Origin of the sequence: Streptomyces sp. NPDC096013, from assembly GCF_044763565.1 — a bacterium.
Lineage (GTDB): Bacteria > Actinomycetota > Actinomycetes > Streptomycetales > Streptomycetaceae > Streptomyces.
The window spans coordinates 26,409-47,972 of record NZ_JBIWGK010000002.1; the positions used below are offsets into that span (position 1 = coordinate 26,409).

The following is a 21,564-nucleotide window of genomic DNA, read 5'->3' on the forward strand; positions in this document are numbered from 1 at the left end:
CTCCTAGCCGAGTGAGGACAAGAGGTGCTTCACGAGCGTGATGAGTGCCTGCATCGAGGAGTCCTGGTCACGGACGTCGCAGTGGATGACCGGGGTCTCCTCGGCGATGTTGAGTGCCTCGCACACTTCGTCCAGCGGGAACTGCTGCTTCCCCTCGAACGTGTTGACGCCGATGACATAGGGCAGACCGAACGCCTCGACCAGGTCGAGGACGGGAAAGGTCTCCTCCAGCCGCTCGGGGTCCGCCAGGACGAGCGCCCCCAGCGCTCCCCGGGACAGCCCCTCCCACATCTGCTTGAACCGCTCCTGACCGGGGGTTCCGAAGATGTAGAGGACCAGGTCCTCGCCGAGGGTGAGACGCCCGAAGTCCATCGCGACGGTCGTGGTCGTCTTGTCCGGGGTCTCGGAGAGGTCGTCGAGACCCTCGCTGGCCTCGGTGATCTCCTCCTCGGTCTGTAGCGGCTCGATCTCGGAGACGCTTCCGATGTACGTGGTCTTCCCGACCGCGAAGTGGCCCACGACCAGGATCTTCACGGAGCGGGAGACGTCGGGATCCAGATACACGGGACTACGCTCCGGTTCGAATTCGCATCAGGCCGTCGAGCACGGCGGTCAGCAGGACGGGGTCGTGGCGTTCGGCGTGCGGCACCGGGTCACGCACATGGATCAGACCGTCCTCCGCCATCTGCGCCAGCAGGATGCGGACGATGCCCAGCGGCAGCCGGGTGTGCGCGGCGACCTCGGCGACCGAGAGAAAGCCGTCCGCGATCAGGTCCATGACCGTACGGGCCTCGGGGGACAGCGTGCGGGCCGCCGCCAGGGCGCCGTCCTGGGCCGTGATGATCGTGGTGTGCTCGTACTCGCTCTCCCGCGGCAGCGCGCGACCCTGCGCGATGACGAAGAGGGGGACTAATGGGGCCGTGAGTTCCAGCTCGCCGTCCAGGTCGTCACGCATCGCCCGTCCTTCCTCCGCGAGCGGCCGACCCGGCGCTGAGAGCCGGCATCGTGTCGCCCAGACGTACGGTGAATTCCTCGATGTCACAGCCGTGTTCGGCCGCCGCCGCGAGGAAGGCACCCTCGCCGGCCGCGATCAGGAACACCCAGCCGTGCTCGAACTCGATGACCGTCTGCATCCACTCGTCGTCCTGCTGACCGCCCGCGAACGGCGCGGTCGCCCGGCTGTACGCGTGGATGCCCGTCATGGCCGCCGAGATCGTGTCCGCCAGGTTCCTGCCGATCCCCGCGCTCGCCCCGCGCGGCAGACCGTCCGCGCCGAGCAGCAGAGCGTGCAGGGCGCCCGGCACCGACGCCACCGCCTTGTCCAGCTCCGCGAGCAGGAAGACCCCGCCGCCCTCCGCGTCCCGCTGCGCCGAGGCGGCGTCCACGCTGTGCGCCGCGTCGCCGGCGGTCACCCGCGGCGGCGCCGTCAGGTTGTTGCCCAGCCGGGAGACCAGCCGGTTCATCCGGAACGAGAGCTGCTCCATGTCCACGTCGGGCTCCGCGGCGGCGGCCAGATAGGCACCCTGCCCGGCCCCGATCAGGAACACCCAGCCGTGCTGGAACTCGATCACCGTCTGGATCCACTGCCGGTCCCTGGCCAGCCCGGCGAAGTGGGCGGTGGCCCGGCTGAGCGACTGCATCCCCGCCATGGCGGCGGAGATGGTCCGCACGTCCTGTCCGGTCAGGTCGTCCGTGGACCCGCGCGGAATCCCGTCCGCGGACAACACCACGGCGTGCCGTGCTCTCGGCACGTTGTCCACGATGTCCTGGACCATCCAGGACAGGTCTGCTGTACTCATGCGTTTTCGGACCCTCCGGGCGTCTGGGTGTCGAAGGAGGCCGTGTCACGCGCGGACTGCGTACCGCGCTGAAGGGCCGCCAGGCTGCCGGAGCCGCGCCGGGCACTCCGGCGGGGCGACTGGTCTCCACTGGTGGGAACACCGGTGGGCGACATGCGGGACCCGCGCTTCGGCAGACCGCCCGCCGTACGCGCCGACCGCCCGGTCTCCATCGGCCGGATGCTGCTCACGGGCGCCTCGGTGGCCGGCGGCAGGGTCTCCTCCATGGTCCACAGCTCCTCGGGCAGAAGGACGACGGCCCGTACGCCGCCGTACCGGGAGACACCGGTGACATCCACCGTGAAGCCGTGCTGACGGGCGATCAGACCGATGACGGGGAAGCCGAACTTCGGCTGGGTGCCCAGTTCGGACAGCTGCGGAAGTCCCTCCCCGGACAGCAGCGCGGTCGCCCGCTGCCGGTCCTCGTCACTCATGCCGACGCCCGCGTCGTCGATGACGATGCACAGGTTCTTCTGGGCCTGACGGAACGTGACCTCGATCGGTGCGTCCGCCTGCGAGAAGCTGGCGGCGTTGTCGAGGAGCTCGGCGACGGCCAGGGCGACCGGCGCGACGGCGGAGGCCTTCAGCGCGATGCCGCTCGGCTGCATGATCTCGACCCGCTGGAAGTTGCGGATCTGGCTCTGCGCGCTGCGTACGACGTCGTAGACGCTGGCGGGCTGGTTGCGGCGGCCCAGCGGGGCGCCGCACATGACCGCGATGCCCTGCGCCTTGCGGGCCATCTGGGCGTTGGCGTGGGTGATGTCCATCAGGTCGGAGAGGACCGCGTGACCGCCGTACTCCCGCTGCACCCCGTCCAGCAGGGTGGTCTGCTCGGCCGCGAGGCTCTGAAGGAAACGGGCGGCGCCCTTGAGGACCGCCTTGGTGTTCTCCTCGGCGGCCTGCCCCGCCTCGCGGATGACACTGTCCTGTTCGTTCCGCAGCGTCACCAAGGCGGCCTGGGCGCGGTCGAGTTCACCCTGCGTATACCGCAGCCGCGCCTCCAGCGCCGCCTCGGATTCCTTCTTCTTCCTCCCCAGGGCTCTACTGCGGAGCATGAGAGCCACGACCGCGGCTGTGGCTATCACCGCTATCGCAACCAGGCACCAAAGAAGCACGTCTTGAGTCATGGAAACCTTTCCCGGCGCGTGGCGTGCAGGCGTCATCGAGTACGCCTTGCAGGGATCCGCAACCCGTCCAGGGGACTGCATGACTGATCGACGCGGAGGGGTGACCGCGTTCAGACTCGAAGTCTGACCAAAAGTGGATCAAGGTCGCAGACGGCGGAATGCTATCACCGTCAACCGGTGCATCAGAGTTCACTCCATCGGGTTTTACGGAGTTAACATGCCTGCTGCGCAAGGGGTGTTGACCGGACTTGGATGCCGGGAGCTCCGGCGCCGAGGGGTGCCGTCCCCACCGCTCCGGTAAAGGCGCCGAGATGTCCGTAATCACCAAGTGGCCTGCGGGTGAACGGGGTTGTCGCGGTCGGACGGCGGGGTGGCGGAGCGTGACGACGGTGGGTTGAGGGGCGCGGTGGTCCGGGCCTCCTGCGGACCCGGTGGTACGGGGCGGGAGTGGGGCGAGGTCAACGGTGGCGCGTGGGTCGATGCGGCTGTCTTATACCTCGGCAAGTCCCGCGAAAACGTGGCGTGTTGTACCGGTGCGGGACGGATCGCCGGCGGGCCCGAGCCGGAGGCCACCAGCTCGCTCCAACTCGGCGCTTCTCCTGCACTGGTGACAGACCGTCACCGGCATCGGCTCCAGTGTCGAGAGGTGCCCGGCGGACGTGAAGCCCGGCCGCCCTGTCGTCCTGGCGCCCCGCGACGGGGGTACGGCCCGACTCTTCCGCGGCTCCGCTGTCGGTTTCGGCAGGCTGACGACGTCCGGCCCAGCGGGTGGATGTCGGCCTCGTCGGCTCCAGGTGTTTCCACTGTCTCCACCACTTCATCACTCGGGGTGCGCACAACTGGCACGCGCGGGAGTCCTTTTCGCGGCAGATGATCAATCGGCTCCGGCATGGTGCGTACGGTGCGAAACGCGGCCTGGGCCGTTCTTGCCCGGCTCCTCCCGGTTCGGCGCCAGGGGGTCGTCCGGATTGGGCTCACGCGCTTCCTCGGGCTATGCTGGATCTTGAGCCCGTCGCCGTAACTCCGGTCGGCTGGTGCTGCGTTGGTGGTCCAAGGAAAGACGCTCCGCTTCCCGCGGGGAAATGCAGGTGCAAGGCCTGCCCGGCGCTCGATCACAGGGGCTGTTCCGCACACGGTGCGGGACAGCCCCTGTTCGTTGTTCGGGGTACGGTCCCGGACTCACCGGTCCTGGACTTACCCGTGGAAAATCGCTGATCACATAGGCTCCCCTGGCACGCACACGACAAGGGGAGGGTCATGAGAGGCAGAACGGCCTGGGCCGCGGCCGGTGGGGCAGCGGCCCTGGTACTGGTGACGGCGACCGGCGCGCACGCGGAGGGGCGGGGCGATGTCCGGGTGGTGAAGACCGTCGTCAACGGCGGTGGCAACGTCATCGTGGGGACGGCGAAGACGATCCGCTACCCGGTCGACATCACCGTCAAGGACAACTCGGGGGTGAAGGGGCTCCTGCACGTCAGCACCTTCAACAAGACACTCTTGTTCAGCTTCGCGGACTGGAACAACGACTCGCGCTGCACGAAGAAGAGTGCGACCACTTCGGTGTGCCGGGCCACGATGACCATCGACCCCGCGTGGATCGCCGACAGCGACGACATCGACTCCAACAAGCTCGCCGGCGTCTGGCAGGTCAACGCGAACGTCGAGGCGAACGACGGCGACTACTGGATCTCCGACGACATCGCCGACTACAAGGTCAAGCGGGCCGCCCGGCTCACCACGGTGATCGCGCCCGAGAAGGTCGCCAAGAACGCGAAGGTGACGGTCACCGGCAAGCTGTCGCGGGCCAACTGGGAGGACCTCAAGTACCACGGGTACCCCGGGCAGCAGGTCAGGCTCCAGTTCAAGAAGAAGGGCGCCGCCCACTACAGCACGGTCAAGACCGTCACGACGGGCAACATCGGGCAACTGACGACCAAGGTGACCGTCACCTCGGCGGGAACCTGGCGCTGGTACTTCCCCGGCACCACGACCACCTCGCTGAAGACGGCGGGCGGGGACACGCTCGACCTGAAGTAGCCGTCGGCGCCCGGGAGTTCCCTCCCTCGCTGGCCGACGAGGACGAATCCGACCCGGTGGCGGTGTTCCAGGACGCGGTGAACCTGGGGCGTGCCGCGAACCACCCGGAGAAGGTACGGGGCACCATGGGGAAGATGTGGCGGATGACGCGCTTTCCCGGCGCCCTGTTCGGTGGTGAGCTGGCCGAGGCGCTCAACGCCGAACTCGGCGCGGAGTCACCGAACTTGTTCACCACGTCACCGACACGTCCCGACCGGGGGCCGGTGTCCGTGACGGACGGCCGTTCACGGGTGTCCGTGCTTACCGCCGACGAGACCTACCTCCTCACGTTCCTTCGGGGCGCCAAGGGGTGGGCGCACGGCAGCTGCCTGGACAGGCGCCAGGTCGCCGAGGCGGCCCGTGCCTGGCTCGCCGGGACCGGGCTTGAGGAGATGGCCGCGCGCTGGCCCTTCGTGGAGTTCTCGGAACTGCAACTGGCCTACGAGCGCGGCGACGCCCTGGAGACTCAGTGGCGGATCGTCCGGCGTGACGCCACGGAGTTCTACCGTGACGTGGTCGACCTGGCCGCCGACCACCCGACCGTGAGCCGGTTCTTTCCGGGCCTGGGACACAACTTCCTGTTCATGCCCGACGCGTACGACTCCCGGCTCCTGGCGTCGGTGGCATTCCAGAAGCCGGGACACTTCCGTCTCCACGTCCCCGGCCACCCGGACCCCCTTGCCGAGGGAGACCCGTCCACCGTGATCGCAAAGCTCGCGGAACTGCTCGAAAGCCTGGAGAACTGACGTCATGGCGTATCTGATCATCGGCCTGGTGGCCGTGCTCGCCGGTATCCGGGCCCTCGGATTGCGGCGCAGGCAGCTCAGCGCGGCCGCGGCGCCGTCGTCCTCGCTGATCCTGCGGCCGGCGGTGCTGGCCGGTCTCGCCGGGCTTGCCTTCGCGGGCGGGGTCTTCCTGCTGTTGGGCGGGATCGTGGTGCTGGCCCAGGGCTGACCGTTCCGGGGTGAACAGGGACCGTGGCACACCCGTACCCCCTGCCATGACCTACCAGACACGGCAGTTGTCATCCCGAGCCCACACCTCCCGCCTCCGCAAAAGCGCCGCACTCGCCCTCCTCCCCCTCGCCGTGGCCTGCGGCGGAGGCGAGGGTGATGACACCGCCGACCGCAAGCGGGCGGCGTCGACGCGGGCCGTGGTCACCGCCGCCCCCGAGGCCGGGGTCGTGGCCCCCGCCAAGGTCGAGGTCATCGCCGGGCTGACCGGCTGCACCGCCGAGATCCGGATCGACGCGGACGAGCTGCGGGAGGGGATCTGCCGTACGGAGCAGGGGGAGTACCGGATCACCACCTTCCCCGAGGAGCGGTTCAAGGTGACCTGGCTGGACAGTGCGGCCATCTACGGCGGCAAGTACCTCGTCGGTACGCGGTGGGTCGTCAGCGCGAAGCCCGAGCTGCTGGCGGGGTTCCGGTCCCGGCTCGGAGGGACCGTGCGGGAGCTGCGGAGCGTCGCACCCACGACGGCGCCCTGACGGCGTGCTGACGGCGTGCTGAGTCAGTCCTCGGCCTGGAGGTGGGCCAGTACCTCCTCCAGCGGCAGGTCGAGCCTGTCCTTGTCCCCGGTCCACCGCCCCAGCACCGCCGCCGCCCCCTCCGCCAACTCCGCGGGCAACCCCGCCGTACGCAACGTCGCCGCGATCTCCTCCAACTCCGGTGCCCAGCGCCAGGCGCGGGCCGCGACGCTGGGGAGCTGGTCGGTCTCGGCGAAGATGTTGGACGTCAACGAGGCTGCCTCGCGGGCGAGTTCGGGGGCCACGCCGTGGTGGGCGGCGAGGGCGTGCGACACGGCGGCCAGGACGCGGGCCGACTTCTGGTAGGAGGCGTAGGCCATCTTCAGTGCCGACGCGGCACCGATCTCCGCGTCCAGCGGGCGGGCCGCGACCCGGGTGCCCTCGAACGCGCCTGCCAGGCGGGTGACTTGCTCGCCGTCCCCGCTCAGGTAAAGGCGTGGCGCGCTAGCCGGTCCCGGCGGGCCGCCGACGATCGAGCCGTCCAGCATCAGCACGTCACGTTCCGCGCACGCCGCCGCGATACGCCGCGTACGGTCCGGGCTGATCGCGTTGGCCTCCACGTACACGCCCCGGAAGGGGTGCGCGAGGACCTCGTGCGCCACGTCCTCCGCCGCGTGCGGCGGGCACACCGACAGCACGAAGTCGCTTGCGGCCAGGGCGGATTCGAGGGAGTCGGCGGGCTCAAGGCCCGCGTCGCGGGCGCGTTGGAGGCTGGCGGGGCTCCGGCCTGCGGGGACGTACAGGACTCGGGTGCCCGTGCGGGTCGCCTCGCCGCCCACTTTCGCGCCCATGGCGCCGGGATGCAGCAGCGTGAGAGTGATCGTCATGGGTCTCACCGTACGGACGTGATGTTGTTGGGAGTCGCGAGGGCGAGTGTTGGGCATAGGAGAGGGGCATAGGAGATATGAGCCTCGGGAGGGCGCCATGAACCGACAGATCCGCGTTCGCGTCAGTCGCCGGCCCATCGCGCCCCGGGACGACACCATCGACCGCAGGACGCCGTCGGGGCGCCTCCTGCCGTACTGACCAGGCCGAACCCTACAGCGGCGACTGCCAGTTCACCGTCGTGCCGTCCGTGCCACCGTCGTCGTGGACCCGCAGTCGTACGGCGCCCCTGCCGTCCGGCAGGGGTCTCGTCACGTCGATCGTGATCTCCAGGCGGGAGACGCCCGCGCGGTGGGACGCGGCGGTGACGGCGCGGCGGAGGGCGGTCAGGAGCGGGGCCGCCACCCGGTCGGGGACCAGCGTGTCCACCGCGCCCTCGAAGTGCGTCGAGGGCGCGAAGCCCAGGATCGCGGAGGCGGTCGCCGTTTCGCGAAGTACCTTGCCGCGCAGGGATGTCGGGGCTTCCGCCGGAGGTTGTTGCAGGGCGAAGATCGCCGTGCGGACCTCCTGGACCGTCGACTGGAGTTCGTCGACGGCGCGGCCGAGGAGGTCGTGGGCCTCGTCGGATTCCGCGGTTCTGCGCTGCGTGGACTCGAGCATCATGCCGGTGGCGAACAGGCGTTGGACCACCAGGTCGTGCAGGTCACGGGCGATCCGGTCGCGGTCCTCGTACACCGCGAGGCGTTCCCGGCTGTGCTGCGCGTCCGCCAGCACCAGCGCGAGCGCGGCCTGGGACGCGAACTGCGTCGCCAGCAGGCGTTCCACGGCCGTGTAGGGGCGGTCGCCCGGCCGGCGCGGGAGGGCGAGGGTGCCGATGAGGCGGCCCTCCGCCTGGAGCGGCAGCATCATGCTCGGGCCGAACCGGTGCCGTACATGCGTCGTCATGCGCGGGTCGGTCGCCGAGTCGTCGATGAACACCGGTTCGCCGCCCAGGAGTTGGACCAGGACCGGGCTGCCGGGTGCGATGGTCGTACCGACGAAGTCGCCCGGGTCGTCGTGGGCCGACGCGGTGACGATCTCCATGCCGCCCGCCGGGGTGGGCTGGAGGATCACGCCCGCGGCCGCGTCGGCGAGCGCCCGTGCGCCCTCCGCGACCGTGGCCAGCGCGTCGGCCGCCCGCTCGCCGGTGAGCAGGGCGGTGGTGACGGCCGCCGCGCCCTCGATCCAGCGTTCGCGCTGCCGGGCCGTCTCGTACAGGTGGGCGTTGCCGATCGCGATGCCGGCCTGGGCGGCGAGGACGTGCAGGAGCTGCTCGTCCTCGGCGGTGAAGGGGGCGGAGTGGTGCTTGCCGGCCAGGTGGAGGTGGCCGAACACCTCGTCGTGGACGTGGATCGGCACGCTGAGCACCCCGGCGGACGGTGGCTCGGCCCCGCCGGTGCGGATCTCGGTGAGGCCGTCCTGCCCGGGGTCCGTGGTCCCGATCGCCGCGTACCGCGCGCCGGTCAGCTCGGCGGCGCCGTCCACGATGTGCTGGAGCGTGGTGCGCAGTTCGAGCTCGGAGCCGACGCTCAGCACGGCTTCGAGGAGCCGGGAGAGGTCGGGGACGCCTTCGCGGGGGCCGGCCGGGTCCGGGTTCAGGCGGTCGCCAGCGGGTCCAGGACCAGCGGCTCGATCTTGCCCTCCAGCATGTAGCCCAGGCCCTGTACGGCGCACACGTCCGGTCGCTCGGCGATGTGCACCGGCATGCCGGTCGCCCCGCGCAGCATCTGGTCGAAGCCGGGGAGCAGCGCGCTGCCGCCGACCATCATGATCCCGCGGTCCGCGAGGTCGGCCACCAGGTCGGGCGGGCAGTTGCGCAGCACCCGGCCGATCCCGTCGAGCACGGCGGTCAGCGGGGTCTCGATCGCGTCCCGTACGGCCGCGGTGTCGACCCGTACGGAACGGGCGAGGCCGCTGGCCACGTCCCGGCCGTGGATCTCGGTGGTGGTCGGGCCGTGCGGGGTGAGACCGTTGCCGGACAGGGCCAGTTGCAGCGGTCGTACGGACTGGCTCGGGAGCATCAACTCGTGCTCGTGGCGCAGGTGTTGGACGATCGCGTGGTCCACGGCCTCACCGCCCACCGGGATGCGCTCGGCGGTCACGATCGAGCCGAGGGAGAGCACGGCGACCTGGGTCGCGGCGGCCCCGCACACCATGATCATGGTGGCTTCGGGCCGCTCGACGGGCAGCCCGCAGCCGACCGCGGCGGCGATCAGCGTGTCGACCAGCTCCACCCGGCGCGCCCCGAGCCCGACCAGTGTCTCGATGGCGGCCCGCTGCGCCAGCGGATCGGCGTCGTGCGGGGTGCAGGCCGCGGCCCGCAGCCGGGGCTTGCGGCGCAGCGCGCGGCGCACCTTGTCGCCGATCAGGTGCCGCAGCATGCGCTGCGCCATCTCGATGTCGACGACCGTGCCGCCGGACACCGGCCGCACCACCCGGATGTAGTCGGGCGTACGGCCCGTCATCTTCTCCGCGAACTCTCCTACGGCGATCAGCGCACCGGTCCGCGTGTTCACGGCGGCGGCGGACGGCTGGTCGACGACGAGCCCGGCGCCCTTGACGTAGACACGGGTACGGGCGGCACCCAGGTCGACGGCGAAATGGCAGCGTCGCAACTGCTCCAGACTGACGGTCATGGCAGGTTCTCCCGAGAGCGCGGACCGGGGCTTCGCCGGGCGGCGGGCCTCTTTCGCATCGTGCGGGGGCGGTGGGGCGGGCGCGCCTTGTGGTGGGCCGGGTGGGGTGCGGCTGAATGGGGGTATTTGTCTGTAATGCCCGAAATAAAGATCGGTTAAGGGGCAGTGGGGGGTGTCCTCGTGACGCCGCGTTGGCGGGAAAGCGCCAGGGCGTCAATCCGCCAGCCCCGTTCAACTCCCTTGCACCACAAGCCCCGTGACACTCGTCGCAGCACTCGACGACCCGGTGATGCGACGAAGAGGGGCGGGCATGAGCAGAGGACCAGTCAGACGCGGGGCGGTGCTGCTGTCGGCCGGGCTCGTGGTCGCGCTGTTGCCGACGGCCGCACAGGCGCGGGCGACGACCACGACCCCCACGGCGCATTCCACCCCCACGGCACACCCCACCCGCACCACGAACCCCACCCGCACCGTCACCCTCGTCACCGGCGACAAGGTCACCGTCACCGACCTCGCGGGCGGCCGGAAGACCGTGAGCGTCGAGCGCCCCCGGGGCGCCACCGGCGCCGTCCGCACCCGGCTGGCCAACGGTGACCTCACCGTCGTACCCGACGAGGCTCTCCCGTACCTGCGCGCGGGCACCCTCGACCGGCGACTCTTCGACGTGAGCGAGCTGCTGCGCCAGGGCCTCGCCGACCGGACGACCGACGAGCTGCCGCTGATCGTGACCTACGACAAGGGCGCGCCGACCGCGACCCCGCGCGACGCCGAGCGGACGCGAACCCTCGCGAGCGTCCGCGGGGCCGCCGTCGACGCGGACAAGGGGCGCGGATTCTGGAAGGCGTTCACCCGGCAGAACGGCGTACGGAAGGTCTGGCTCGACGGGCGGGTCACCGCCGACATGGCCGAGAGCAACGCGCAGATCGGTACGGCGCACGCCTGGGCGGCCGGGCTGACCGGCAAGGGCGTCACCGTCGCCGTACTGGACACGGGAGTCGACCTCTCGCACCCCGACCTCGCCCGACGCGTCTCCGCCACCAAGAGCTTCATCGACGGCGAGGACACAGCCGACCGCAACGGCCACGGCACCCACGTCACCTCCACCGTCGGCGGCAGCGGAGCCGCATCCGACGGGCAGGAGAAGGGAGTCGCCCCGGACGCGACCCTCGCGGTGGGCAAGGTGCTCAGCGACCAGGGGTCCGGGAGCGAGTCGCAGATCATCGCCGGGATGGAGTGGGCCGCCCGGGACGTGCACGCCAAGATCGTGTCCATGAGCCTCGGTTCGACCGAACCCAGCGACGGCACCGACCCCATGGCCCAGGCCGTGAACACCCTGTCCCAGGAGACCGGCGCCCTCTTCGTCATCGCCGCGGGCAACACCGGCACCCCCTCCTCCATCGGCTCACCCGGCGCTGCCGACTCCGCCCTCACCGTCGGCGCCGTCGACGCGGACGACCAGGCCGCCTACTTCACCAGCGCCGGACCACGCCACGGCGACAACGCCCTCAAGCCCGACCTCTCCGCCCCCGGCGTCGACATCCTCGCCGCCCGCTCCCAACTCGTCGACGGCAGCGGGTACTACACCTCCATGAGCGGTACGTCGATGGCGACCCCGCACGTGGCCGGGGTGGCCGCGCTGCTCGCCCAGGAACACCCCGACTGGACCGGCGCGCAGCTCAAGGACGCGCTGATGTCCACGTCCAGGCAACTCGACGCCTCCGTCTACGAGTTGGGTGCGGGACGGGTGAGCGTGCCCGATGCCGTGGATGCCCGCGTCACCGCCACCGGCAGCGCAGACCTCGGCTTCTACCGCTGGCCCTACGACGGCGACAAGCCGGTCAGCAGGACCCTCACCTACACCAACTCCTCCGACACGGCTGTGCAGTTGAGCCTGGTCGCGCAGGGCGCCCCGGCCGGTGTCGCCACCCTCGCCGACTCCACCCTCACCGTGCCCGCGCACGGCACCGCCTCCACCACCGTGACCGGCGACGGCGCGCAGGCCGAGGTCGGTGACACCAGCGGGCAGATCGTCGCCTCCGTCGCCGGAACTCCCGTCGCCCACACGGCGTTCGGGCTGGTCAAGGAGGAGGAGCGGTACACCCTCACCGTCCACGTCAAGGACCGGGACGGGGCCGCCACGCCCGCCGACCTGGTGGTGCAGCGGCTCGCCGAGGGCTACGACCCCTACCCGGAAGCCGTGGACGACTCCGGCACGGTCAGGCTGCGGCTCCAGCCCGGGACGTACAGCCTCACCTCCTTCTTCGACGTGCACGGCAGCCACGGCGCCGACTCCCTGGGGCTCGGCTTCCTCGCGGCGCCCGAGATCGCCCTCGACCGGGACCGTGAGGTCACCCTCGACGGGCGGCGGCTCAGGGAGGTCGCCGCGAAGGTTCAACAGCGCACCGAGACACGGCAGTTGGTCATGGAGTACGACCGGAACGCGAACGGCTCCGATCTCTTCGACGCCGTCCAGGTACCGGTGACGTACGACAGCGTCTTCGCCGCCCCGACCGACAAGGTCACCCAGGGCAGCTTCGAGTACCGGACCATATGGCGGCTCGGCAAGCCGCGGTTGGAGGTCAAGGGGGTCGGCGAGGCCGTCGTGCAGTCGGGCGGCACGCTGATCGAGGGGCGCGGCCGGCTGCCGCTGGCGGACATCGGAGACGGACCCGTGACCGCCGCCGTCCGGGGCAGGGCCGTGCTCGCCCGTCTCGCCGACGGCGCCGATCCGGTCGCGCTCGCCCAGGCCGTCCAGGATGCCGGGGCCAAGGCGCTGTTCGTGACGGACGACGTGGCCGGACGGCTCAGCGCCTGGTGGGGCGCGGACGACGGCTCCGACCGGCCGCTCCAGATCGCCTCGGTGAACGCCGCCGACGCGGCACGGCTACGGGCGATGAAGACGGTCGACATGACCGGGACGCGCAACACGCCCTACACGTACGACCTTTCGGCCGGACACCCGGGCGCGATCCCGGACGCCGATCTCACCTACGCGCCCAGCCGCCGCCAACTCGCCGTCCTGGACACCACGTTCCACGCGGTGAAGCCGGTGAGCGGCGGGGAGTTCCGCTACTCGATCACCGACACCTTCCCGCTCGGGCTCGGCTTCCTGGAGCGCGTCGACTACCCGGCCACCCGGACCGACTATGTCTCGACCGGTCCGGGGCAGCGCTGGGCGGAGTCCGTGACGGTCGGCGACGGCACGCTGGAGGAACGCAGCGGGCTGGTGCGGTACACCGGCGGCGAGCAGCGCACCCTCGACTGGTTCAAGCCCGTGTGGCATCCATGGCTCGGCACCGGGCTCGGCTGGGGACAGCAACGGTCGGGAAACCAGATGCAGTTCAACACTCCCGGCTGGGGTGACTCCGGGCCCGACCACACCGGCTTCGGCGACGTCTGGAGCGAGGAGAGCGGCATGACCCAGTCCACCGCCGTCTACCAGGACGGCACCCTGGTCGACCGGAACACCGACTCCACCGCCTACGACTGGGAAGCGCCCGCCGGCGAACACACCTACAAGGTCGTCACCGACACCGCCCTCGACCCCGCCCGCTGGGAACTCTCCACCCGGGGCCACGCCGAGTGGACCTTCGACTCGGCTGCCACACCGGCCGACCGCTGGACCTTCCTGCCCCTTCTCAACCTCGCCTTCGACATCGACACCGACCTCGCGGGCGATGTGCGGGGCGGCGGGCGGGTGCCGGTCGGGGTCGGCGCCTCGTATGTGGTGGGCGCGCCGGACACCGGCACGATCGTCGGCGGCACGCTCCAAGTGTCGTACGACGACGGGACGTCGTGGCGTTCGGTGAAGCTCTCCGGCGGCCACGCGGCATGGCGCGGCACCCTCACCGTGCCCCGGGGTGCTCGGTACATCTCGCTGCGGGCGTCCGCGAGCGACGACCAAGGGGGTTCGGTGCGCCAGGAGATCATACGAGCGGTGGGAGTCCGGTGACGCGGACGGGCGGTGCCGTCTCCTTGGGAGGGGGGACGGCACCGCCTCTTACACGGTCCGCGAGGTCCTGATCAGCCCCAGCTCCGCCAAGTCCTGCGGGCGCAGGCGGAGTTGGTCGGCCGTCGACCCGGTCTCCTCAGGCGGCCGTTTCAGGATCGCGGCGGCCGACTCCGGGGCGATCACCGAGAAGTAGCTGTCCGGTGTGGCCCAGGTGTCGCCCGGTGCGGCCAGCGCCAGCGCCCCGCCGGAGCCGCCCTCGCCGATCAGCAGGGTGGTGAGCGGGGTGCGGGCGGAGGCCACCGCGCCGAACAGGTCGGCGATCGCGGCGCCCGCGCCCTGCCGTTCCGCCTCGGCGTCGTTGGCCGCGCCCGGGGTGTCCACCAGCGTCAGCACCGGGATGCCGAGCCGGCCCGCGAGCCGGATCAGCCGGGCGGCGGTGCGATAACCGGCGGGCCGGGTCGCCGTCCCGGCCTGCGCGGCATAGGCGACCGTCCGCCCCTCCCGCTCCCCGAACCCGCACAGCATGCCCGCGTCGGTACCGCCGCACCGGTCACCGCAGATCGCCAGCCGGTGCGTGAAGTAGGCGTCCAAGTAGGCTGCCGCGCGCGGGCGTCGGGGAGACCGGGCGCGCCGCACGGCTTCCCGTCCGGTGACCGGGAGACCGGCCTCGGCGCCCGGCCCGGCCTCCTGCCCGGACACCGGCAGCCCGGCCACCGCGCCCAGCGCGGCAGGCACCGGCGCCTGCCCCGCCCACGGCGTGGTCAGCAGCCGCAGCCACCTCCCCAGGGTCTCCCTCAGCTCCTCCGGTCGTACGAGCGCGTCGGCCGCGCCCGCCGCCACCTGGGCCTCCGCCGTGTACGCCGCCGGGTCCGCGTCGGGCGGCCGGACGCGGGAGCCCGCGAAGCCGACCTGGGCGCCGGGGAGGGCCAGGATCACGTCGGCGCCCGCGCCGAGGGTGGCCCAGCCGCCGCCCGTGGTCGGATCGCGGAGGACCGCGATCTGCGGGAGTCCGGCCTCCCGGGTCAGCGCCGACTGGCGCGCCACGCGCTGGAGTTGGGTGAGGGCGATCATGCCCTCCTGCATCCGGCTGCCCCCGGTGGCGACCAACGGCACGACGGGCAGCCGGTGTTCACGGGCGTAGGTGTACGCCGCCTCCAGCCGGTCCCCGGTGCTTTCGCCGAGGGAGCCGCCGAGGAAGCCGAACTCGAAGGCGAGTAGCACCGCTCGGGTCCCCGCCACGGTGGCCGTGCCGCAGATCACCGACTCCGACTCGCCGGTGCGGTCGGCGGCGCGGGCGCGCGAGGCGTCGTAGCCCTGCCAGGCGAGGGGGCCGTCCGGCTTGGACTCCCGTGCCGGGTAGGGGAGTTCGGTGAAGTCGTCGGTGAGGAGGGCCACGGTCTCCCGGGCCGAGAGGCGTTCAGTCATGGGTCAGGGAGCGCTTCAGGATCTTCCCCATGTCGTTGCGGGGGAGTTCGGAGAGGTGGTGCAGGACGCGCGGGCGTTTGTGCGGGGCGAGACGGGACGCCACGTGGTCGGCCAACTCGGGCAGCTGCGGCGGTGACTGGGGGTCCGTCGGCACGATCCAGGCCACGACGCGTTCGCCGAGGTCGGGGTCCGGTTCGCCGGTGACGGCGGCCTCGCGGACCCCGGGGTGTTCGAGGAGCGCGTTCTCGATCTCGCCCGCGCCGATCTTGTAACCCCCGCTCTTGATCAGGTCGGTGGCCTTGCGGCCGACGATCCTGACATAGCCGTCGGGATCGCGCACGGCCATGTCACCGGTACGGAACCAGCCGTCGGCGGTGAAGGCGGCGACGGTCGCGTCGGGCCGGTTGAGGTACTCGGTGAAGAGGTTCGGGCCGCGCACCTGGATCTCGCCCACGCTCTCGCCGTCGTACCGCGACAGGGGTGTGCCGTCGTCCTCGACCAGCCGGAGTTCCACCCCGCGCACCGGGACGCCGACCGTTCCGGCGCGCGGCCGGCCGTCCGCGCGGACGCTGGTGTTCATCAGGGTCTCCGTCATGCCGTAGCGCTCGATGACGCGGCGGCCGGTCGCCGAGGCGATCCGTTCGTGGTCGTGGACCGGGAGCGCGGCCGAGCCGGAGACCAACAGGCGTGCGCGGGCGAGGGACTTGACGAGTTCGGGGTCATCGGGGAGGGACTCGGCGATGCGGTGGTACATCGTCGGGACGCCGAACATCATCGTCGCGCCGTCGTTCAGCTCCCGCGCCACGCCCTCCGTGCTGAAGCGGCCCAGGTGCCGCACCGAGCCGCCGAGCCGCAGCGGGCCCAGGATGCCGAGGACCAGTCCGTGCACATGGAACAGCGGCAGCCCGTGCACGAGGACGTCGTCGCCGGTCCACTCCCAGGCGTCGGCGAGCGCGTCCAGCGTCGCGGCGACGGCCCGGCGCGGGATGACGGCACCCTTGGGCGGGCCGGTGGTGCCGGAGGTGTAGACGACGAGGGCGGGGTCCTCGTCGCCGGGGGAGACGTCGGGACCCTCCACTCCGGCACCCCGCACGTCGATGTCGACGCGCTCCAAGTGCCGTAGCGCGGAGGGAAGTTCGTCGCCCGGAGCCGCGAGTACCAGGGTCGGTGCGCTGTCCGTCAGGATGTGGCCGAGTTCCCTCTCGCCCGACTTCGGGTTGAGCGGCACCGCGGCCACCCCGGCCCGCAGTGCCGCCACGACCGCGACGGCCGTCTCCAGCGAGTTGGTGGCCCACACGGCGACCCGGCCGGCGCCCGCGCACCGGGCCGCGAGGGCGTCCGCCGCCGCGCCCAGCTCCGCGTACGTCAGGGATCGGTCACCGAACCTGAGCGCGGGCCGGCCGCCCGGGTCGGTCAGGGCGGGAAAGAGGGTGGACACGCGGCGCACTCCTTGGTCGTCGGGGACAAGGGTCCCCAACCGTCGGGGACACCCCCGTTCCTACACCACGTCCGCCACCACACAACTGACGTTGTCCGGACCCCCGGCCGCGTTCGCCGCGTCGACCAGGGACCGTACCGCCTCCTCCGGGTCCGGGCTCGCGGTCAGGAGTTCGCGGACGCGGTGCTCCGGGACGACCCCGGTCAGGCCGTCCGAGCACAGCAGATAGCGGTCGCCGCGACGGGCGTCGTGGAGTTTCAGGTCCGGGGTTCCGCTCGTCAACGCCTTGAGCAGCATCATGCGTTGAGGGTGGGCGCCGGCCTCCTCCGGTGTCAGCCGGCCCTCGTCGATCAGCGACTGGACGACCGAGTGGTCGTGCGTGATCCGGAACAGCCCGCCGTCGCGCAGCAGATACGCCCGCGAGTCCCCGATGTGCACGAGCGCCAGCTTCGAGCCCGTCCACAGCAGCGCGGTCAGGGTCGTGCCGTTCTCGTCGGGACCGGCCACGTCACGGACCGCCTCGGTGGCACCCCGTACCGCCTCCTCCAGGAGGTTGAGCACATCGCCCGCGGGCACTTCCTCGGTGTCCAGGAAACGCAGCGCCTCCACCGCGGCCCCGCTCGCGGGCGCGCCCGCCGGACCGAACCCGTCGGCGACCGCGAGCAGCCGGGTCCCCGCGTACGCGGTGTCCTGGTTGGAGGGGCGGACCAGACCGCGGTCCGAGTGGGCGGCATAACGCAGTTCCAGCATGGTGGAGTCCTTTCCCGGTGCGGCCGTCACGGCCGCGAGATGGTCGACGAGGAACCCGGCGAGATCCCGCCGCACCGCCGTCTCCGCCTCGATCCGCGCCCAGAAGGCACGGATCTCCCGCGCGGCGACGGCAGGTTCGAGGGCGCACACCTCACGGATTCCGGCCAGCGGCATCCCCAGCCGCCGCAGCCACGCGACCAGCCGCGCCCGCTCCAGCTGGTCCACCGCGTAGTACCGGTAGCCGCTGTCGGGGTCCACGCGCGCCGGCCGCAGCAGCTCCAGCTCGTCGTACAGCCGCAACGCCTTCGGCGACAGCCTGCACGCCCGCGCGAAGGCCCCGATCGTCAGCATGTCCGTGCCCTTCATGCGCACCTCGACCTCTTTCGGTTCCGTCACCGATGCTGGGGCTTCACCGAGGGGGAAGGTCAATCCGGTTGCCGCGGTTGCGGTGGCCGTGGTTAACCTGCGGAAACGATCTGCCGCAGACCGACCGCAGACCGACCGCCGTACGAAGCTGGAGGCTCCCGTGCCCCGAATCGCGCTCGCCACCTACGACCCCGGAAGCAAGCCCAGCAAGGACCGGGACCTCCCGGTGCTGGTGGCGGCGTTGCGGGCGGCCGGGGCCGAGGCGGTCGCCGCGCCGTGGGACGACGCCGGGACCGACTGGGGCTCGTACGACCTCGTGCTCCTCCGCTCCACCTGGGACTACAGCTGGCGGCCCGCCGAGTTCGTGGCCTGGGCCGAGCGGACCGCGAAGGCGACCCGGCTCGCGAACCCGGTGGAGGTCGTGCGGTGGAACACCGACAAGCGCTACGTCGGCGACCTCGCGGCGGCCGGCGTGCCCGTCGTGCCGACCCGCTATCTCGCCCCCGGCGACCCGGCCGACCTCCCGGACGACCACGAGTACGTCGTCAAGCCGACCTCCGGCGCGGGCGCCCGCTTCGCCGCCCGCTACACGCCCGACCAGCACGAGACGGCCGTACGACAGCTGGAGCGCATGCACGCCGAGGGGCTGACCGCGATGGTGCAGCCGTATCTGACGAACGTGGACGTCAGCGGGGAGCGGGCGCTGCTGTTCTTCGGGGGGCGGTTCGTGCACGCCTCGCGGAAGGGGGCCGTACTAGCGCGCGGGACGGCCTACGACGACGACAAGGTGTCCCACCCGGACCTGGAGCCGTGGACCGCGACCGAGGCCGAACTCGCCCTCGCGGAGCGGGCGTTGGCCGCCGTACCGGACTCTCCGGAGCTGCTGTACGCGCGCGTGGACCTCGTCGACGGGCCGGACGGCGAGCCGTGCGTGATGGAGCTGGAACTCGTCGAGCCGAACCTCTTCCTGGATCTGCATCCGGAGTCGTCGCTGACCGCGGTGGTCGAGGTGATCCTGGGGGCGGCTAGTCGCTGACCGCCGTCCGCTGGAGCAGGCCCCAGGTGAACTCGGCCGCGCACCTGTGGCGTACGCCCCGCGCGTCCGGGGCGGTGAAGGCGAGACCCCAACGCGTGGGGGCCGTGCCCTCCAGGGGGCGGGCGGGGGCGAAGGCGCGGGCAGCCTCGTCGACCGTGCAGGACCAGGGGGTCAGGTCGTCGAGGGTGCGGAGGGCGGGGCCCTGGGTGCCCGGGGCGCGGACCAGCCATTCGTTCCACACCGCGCCGTTCGGGGCAGTCAGCACCTCGAAGCGGAGGTCAGGCCAGAGGGGCAGCGTCCACAGCCGGGCCTCGCAGTCCAGGTCGCCGATCCTGCGCTTGACGGTCGAGTCGGGGGCGCCCAGGATCGAGCGGTAGCGCGAGGCGGCGGGCCGGCCGCGCGGGGCGTGCAGCATCGCCTGCCACCGCTTGTTGGCCTCGCGCATGTCGGCGATCGAGACGCCCAGCTCATGACGGGCGTCCTCGACCAGGTCCGGGTTGTGGTCCGCCATGCGACGCAGCAGGACGAGCTGGAAGTCCAGGGGGCCGAAGGGGCTCGCGGGGCGTTTCGTCTCGGGCATGCGATCCATCGTCGCGCACGGCACTGACACCCGGGGTGCGGCCGTTGGCGAGGAAGAGCACCGAGTTGACGTAACGGGGGCCCCGGGAGAACGGCAGGACCCGGCGCAGCAGCCCCTGGGAGACGACGTACGAGGTCCGGGCCTGGTGATCCTCCAGGGGAAAGTCCGCGAGCCGGACCCAGTCCCGGTTCCGGTCCGGGAGGACCCAGCCCTCGTAGCCGAGCAGCGAGAGGTAGGTGACCACGGGGGCGACCGGCTGGATGCGGGACTCCAGCTCGACGAAGAGCGCGGGCCGGTCGCGGGTGAGCAGGCCGGTCGCGCCGTGCAGGACGGCCAGTTCGCTGCCGTCCACGTCGATCTTGATGAAACCCACGTCCCGCAGGCCGAGCCCGTCGAGCGTGACGCAGGGGACGTGCACCGCGCGGGCGTGGATGTCCCGGCGGACCAGGGAGGACACACCCCGGTCGCCCTCGTCGTCCGGCGGCAGCCACAGCCGGGCCGTGCCGGGACGGTCCGAGGCGGCGGCCGGGACCACCCGGGCGTGCGCGGGCGCGGCGGCTTCGAGGAGCCGCGCCAGGTGCGGGACCGGCTCGACGGTCACCACCTCCCGCGCGTGCCGCCACAGCCGGTGCGTCCAGGGGCCGTACCAGCCGCCCACGTCGACCGCCGTCCCGCAGTCCGGCGGCAACAGGTCCGCCAGGCGCGCCAGTTCGGGTTCGAAGCGGGGGTAGACGGCGCGGGCGGTGGCGGCGACGAGGCGGGTGGGGAGGAGGGGGGCGAGCCGGGCGGTGAGGGTGCGGGGAGCGGGTTCCCCGGGGTTCGCGGGGGTCATGGGGCCATCCGTTTGAGGAGTTCCTCGTGTTCGGCGTCGTCGGTGACCTGCTCGCCCGACGACGGCAGGAGTTGCGGGATGCCGTCGACGACGGGGTAACGGCGGCGCAGGCGAGGGTTGTAGAGGGCGTCCGTCGACAGCAGGTGCAGCGGGCCCTTGTCGAGCGGGCAGGCCAGGATCTTCAGCAGCGGGTCGTCCGGGTTCATGGGGGTGTCAACTCCTTGGCCTCGGCCGGTGGTTGAGGCGCGTCGTCGTGCTTCGGCATGGCCAGCAGAACAGTGACCGCGAGGAGGGTGCCCGCGATCCGCAGGGCCAGCCGCAGCGGATCGTGCGGCAGGGCCTCGCCGAACGCGAGCGTGCCGAGCACCGCCGTGAACAGACTGGTCACCGTCGTGCAGACCGGCACGATCAGCGAGGCCCGGCACCGCTGGAGCGCCGCCTGCGACATGACCAGACCGAACGCGCCGGTGAAGAGCAGGAGATACGGATACGGCGACCGGAGCAGCCCGACGATCGCCCCGCCCACGTCATGTGTCGTCAGACAGCTCGACACCCCTTTGATGGCGAGCGAGCTGACCCCGTACAACAGGCCCACCGCCACGCCGTACTCGACGCCCGTGGTGGGCAGCCGGTGTGCCGCCCGCCGCTCGGTGTGCCGGTACAGCCAGACACCGGCCGCGAGCGACGGCAGGCACACCAACAGGACCAGTGGATAAGGGGCGTTGCGGCTGACCTGGTCCGAGCCCTCCTTGAGCGACAGCACCACCATCAGCAGGGCGACGAGGATCGCCCCGAGCGCGTACCGCTCCCGGCCGCTGGTCTCCTCGCCGAGCAGCCGCGTCGACAGCAGCACGAGCAGCACCAGACCCGACACGAAGATGCCCTGCGCGGCGGCGATCGGCAGCGTCCGGTACACGGCGAGCTGCGCACCGAACCCGGACGCGAGCGCGAGCGACCCGCCGATCCACAGCGGACTGCCCAGCACCAGCCGCAGCAGCCTGACCGGTTGACGGACCGTCACCTCGGGCAGCCCGGCGAGCGCCCGTTTCTCCAGGACGAACCCGCCGCTGTACAGGACGTTCGCCAACAGGGCCGCAGCCACTCCCCACCACACGG

At 71.8% G+C, this 21,564-nt stretch carries 20 protein-coding genes; 6 read left to right on the forward strand and 14 right to left on the reverse strand.

What is annotated here, in order from left to right:
• Positions 1-3: 3 nt before the first annotated feature.
• Genes ACIRB1_RS07610 through ACIRB1_RS07625 form a run of 4 tightly spaced genes read right to left on the reverse strand, consistent with a single transcriptional unit; the run spans position 4 to position 2,893 of the window.
• Positions 4-564, reverse strand: coding sequence for an ATP/GTP-binding protein (locus ACIRB1_RS07610; RefSeq protein ID WP_352185577.1), 561 nt, complete (start codon positions 562-564; stop codon positions 4-6).
• 4 nt (positions 565-568) lie between these two features.
• The gene (locus tag ACIRB1_RS07615; RefSeq protein ID WP_266768386.1) at positions 569-955 is read right to left on the reverse strand and encodes a DUF742 domain-containing protein; all 387 of its coding nucleotides are present in this window, start codon (positions 953-955) and stop codon (positions 569-571) included.
• Entirely contained in the window at positions 948-1,775 is an 828-nt protein-coding gene (locus ACIRB1_RS07620) for a roadblock/LC7 domain-containing protein (protein WP_352185617.1), read from the reverse strand. Before ACIRB1_RS07620 ends, ACIRB1_RS07615 begins: the two co-directional genes overlap by 8 nt.
• 20 nt (positions 1,776-1,795) lie before the next feature.
• On the reverse strand, positions 1,796-2,893 hold the full coding sequence (locus tag ACIRB1_RS07625; RefSeq protein ID WP_352185578.1) for an ATP-binding protein: 1,098 nt from the start codon (positions 2,891-2,893) through the stop codon (positions 1,796-1,798).
• A 1,329-nt stretch (positions 2,894-4,222) separates the two neighbouring features.
• Here ACIRB1_RS07625 and ACIRB1_RS07630 point away from each other — a divergent pair.
• The 4 genes from ACIRB1_RS07630 to ACIRB1_RS07645 are packed head-to-tail and all read left to right on the forward strand — an operon-like array spanning position 4,223 to position 6,530.
• Positions 4,223-5,002 (forward strand): hypothetical protein, encoded by a 780-nt coding sequence (locus ACIRB1_RS07630; RefSeq protein WP_403464931.1) that lies wholly within the window; start codon positions 4,223-4,225, stop codon positions 5,000-5,002.
• 56 nt (positions 5,003-5,058) lie between these two features.
• The gene (locus ACIRB1_RS07635) at positions 5,059-5,787 is read left to right on the forward strand and encodes a hypothetical protein (protein ID WP_403464932.1); all 729 of its coding nucleotides are present in this window, start codon (positions 5,059-5,061) and stop codon (positions 5,785-5,787) included.
• 4 nt (positions 5,788-5,791) lie between these two features.
• Positions 5,792-5,995, forward strand: a complete 204-nt coding sequence (locus ACIRB1_RS07640) for a hypothetical protein (protein WP_352185583.1) — start codon at positions 5,792-5,794, stop codon at positions 5,993-5,995.
• Between the two features lie 46 nt (positions 5,996-6,041).
• Positions 6,042-6,530 carry a hypothetical protein gene (locus tag ACIRB1_RS07645; RefSeq protein WP_403464933.1) on the forward strand — a complete coding sequence of 163 codons (489 nt, stop codon included), beginning with the start codon at positions 6,042-6,044 and terminating at the stop codon, positions 6,528-6,530.
• Positions 6,531-6,553: 23 nt separating this feature from the next.
• Here ACIRB1_RS07645 and ACIRB1_RS07650 read toward each other — a convergent pair whose 3' ends face one another.
• The 3 genes from ACIRB1_RS07650 to ACIRB1_RS07660 all read right to left on the reverse strand — a co-directional run bounded on the left by ACIRB1_RS07650 (position 6,554) and on the right by ACIRB1_RS07660 (position 10,069).
• Positions 6,554-7,396 (reverse strand): DUF1932 domain-containing protein, encoded by an 843-nt coding sequence (locus ACIRB1_RS07650; RefSeq protein ID WP_403464934.1) that lies wholly within the window; start codon positions 7,394-7,396, stop codon positions 6,554-6,556.
• A gap of 211 nt (positions 7,397-7,607) precedes the next feature.
• A complete protein-coding gene (locus tag ACIRB1_RS07655; protein ID WP_403464935.1) occupies positions 7,608-8,969 on the reverse strand; it encodes a GAF domain-containing protein in 1,362 nt (453 codons plus the stop codon).
• Positions 8,970-9,028: 59 nt separating this feature from the next.
• On the reverse strand, positions 9,029-10,069 hold the full coding sequence (locus ACIRB1_RS07660; protein ID WP_352185587.1) for a rod shape-determining protein: 1,041 nt from the start codon (positions 10,067-10,069) through the stop codon (positions 9,029-9,031).
• Positions 10,070-10,379: 310 nt separating this feature from the next.
• Between ACIRB1_RS07660 and ACIRB1_RS07665 the strand changes: the two genes are divergently transcribed.
• Positions 10,380-14,021 carry a S8 family serine peptidase gene (locus ACIRB1_RS07665; RefSeq protein ID WP_403464936.1) on the forward strand — a complete coding sequence of 1,214 codons (3,642 nt, stop codon included), beginning with the start codon at positions 10,380-10,382 and terminating at the stop codon, positions 14,019-14,021.
• 48 nt (positions 14,022-14,069) lie between these two features.
• On the opposite strand, the gene ACIRB1_RS07670 is transcribed toward ACIRB1_RS07665, so the two are convergent.
• From ACIRB1_RS07670 to ACIRB1_RS07680, 3 genes are read right to left on the reverse strand one after another with little or no spacing between them, the layout of a single operon-like run.
• The gene (locus tag ACIRB1_RS07670) at positions 14,070-15,446 is read right to left on the reverse strand and encodes a carboxyl transferase domain-containing protein (protein ID WP_403464938.1); all 1,377 of its coding nucleotides are present in this window, start codon (positions 15,444-15,446) and stop codon (positions 14,070-14,072) included.
• The gene (locus ACIRB1_RS07675) at positions 15,439-16,884 is read right to left on the reverse strand and encodes an acyl-CoA synthetase (RefSeq protein WP_403464939.1); all 1,446 of its coding nucleotides are present in this window, start codon (positions 16,882-16,884) and stop codon (positions 15,439-15,441) included. The genes ACIRB1_RS07670 and ACIRB1_RS07675 overlap by 8 nt, the downstream gene beginning before the upstream one ends.
• A 60-nt stretch (positions 16,885-16,944) precedes the next feature.
• Entirely contained in the window at positions 16,945-18,000 is a 1,056-nt protein-coding gene (locus tag ACIRB1_RS07680; protein ID WP_403465362.1) for a MerR family transcriptional regulator, read from the reverse strand.
• 160 nt (positions 18,001-18,160) lie between these two features.
• Here ACIRB1_RS07680 and ACIRB1_RS07685 point away from each other — a divergent pair, with 160 nt between their 5' ends.
• Positions 18,161-19,036, forward strand: a complete 876-nt coding sequence (locus ACIRB1_RS07685; RefSeq protein WP_403464940.1) for a RimK family alpha-L-glutamate ligase — start codon at positions 18,161-18,163, stop codon at positions 19,034-19,036.
• Here ACIRB1_RS07685 and ACIRB1_RS07690 read toward each other — a convergent pair.
• Genes ACIRB1_RS07690 through ACIRB1_RS07705 form a run of 4 tightly spaced genes read right to left on the reverse strand, consistent with a single transcriptional unit; the run spans position 19,026 to position 21,550 of the window.
• A complete protein-coding gene (locus ACIRB1_RS07690; RefSeq protein WP_352185592.1) occupies positions 19,026-19,616 on the reverse strand; it encodes a hypothetical protein in 591 nt (196 codons plus the stop codon). The genes ACIRB1_RS07685 and ACIRB1_RS07690 overlap by 11 nt on opposite strands.
• A complete protein-coding gene (locus ACIRB1_RS07695; RefSeq protein ID WP_403464941.1) occupies positions 19,504-20,448 on the reverse strand; it encodes an FkbM family methyltransferase in 945 nt (314 codons plus the stop codon). The genes ACIRB1_RS07690 and ACIRB1_RS07695 overlap by 113 nt, the downstream gene beginning before the upstream one ends.
• Complete coding sequence (locus tag ACIRB1_RS07700; RefSeq protein WP_403464942.1) at positions 20,445-20,654, reverse strand: Trm112 family protein; 210 nt, start codon at positions 20,652-20,654, stop codon at positions 20,445-20,447. The genes ACIRB1_RS07695 and ACIRB1_RS07700 overlap by 4 nt, the downstream gene beginning before the upstream one ends.
• Complete coding sequence (locus ACIRB1_RS07705) at positions 20,651-21,550, reverse strand: hypothetical protein (RefSeq protein ID WP_403464943.1); 900 nt, start codon at positions 21,548-21,550, stop codon at positions 20,651-20,653. Before ACIRB1_RS07705 ends, ACIRB1_RS07700 begins: the two co-directional genes overlap by 4 nt.
• Between the last annotated feature and the right edge of the window lie 14 nt (positions 21,551-21,564).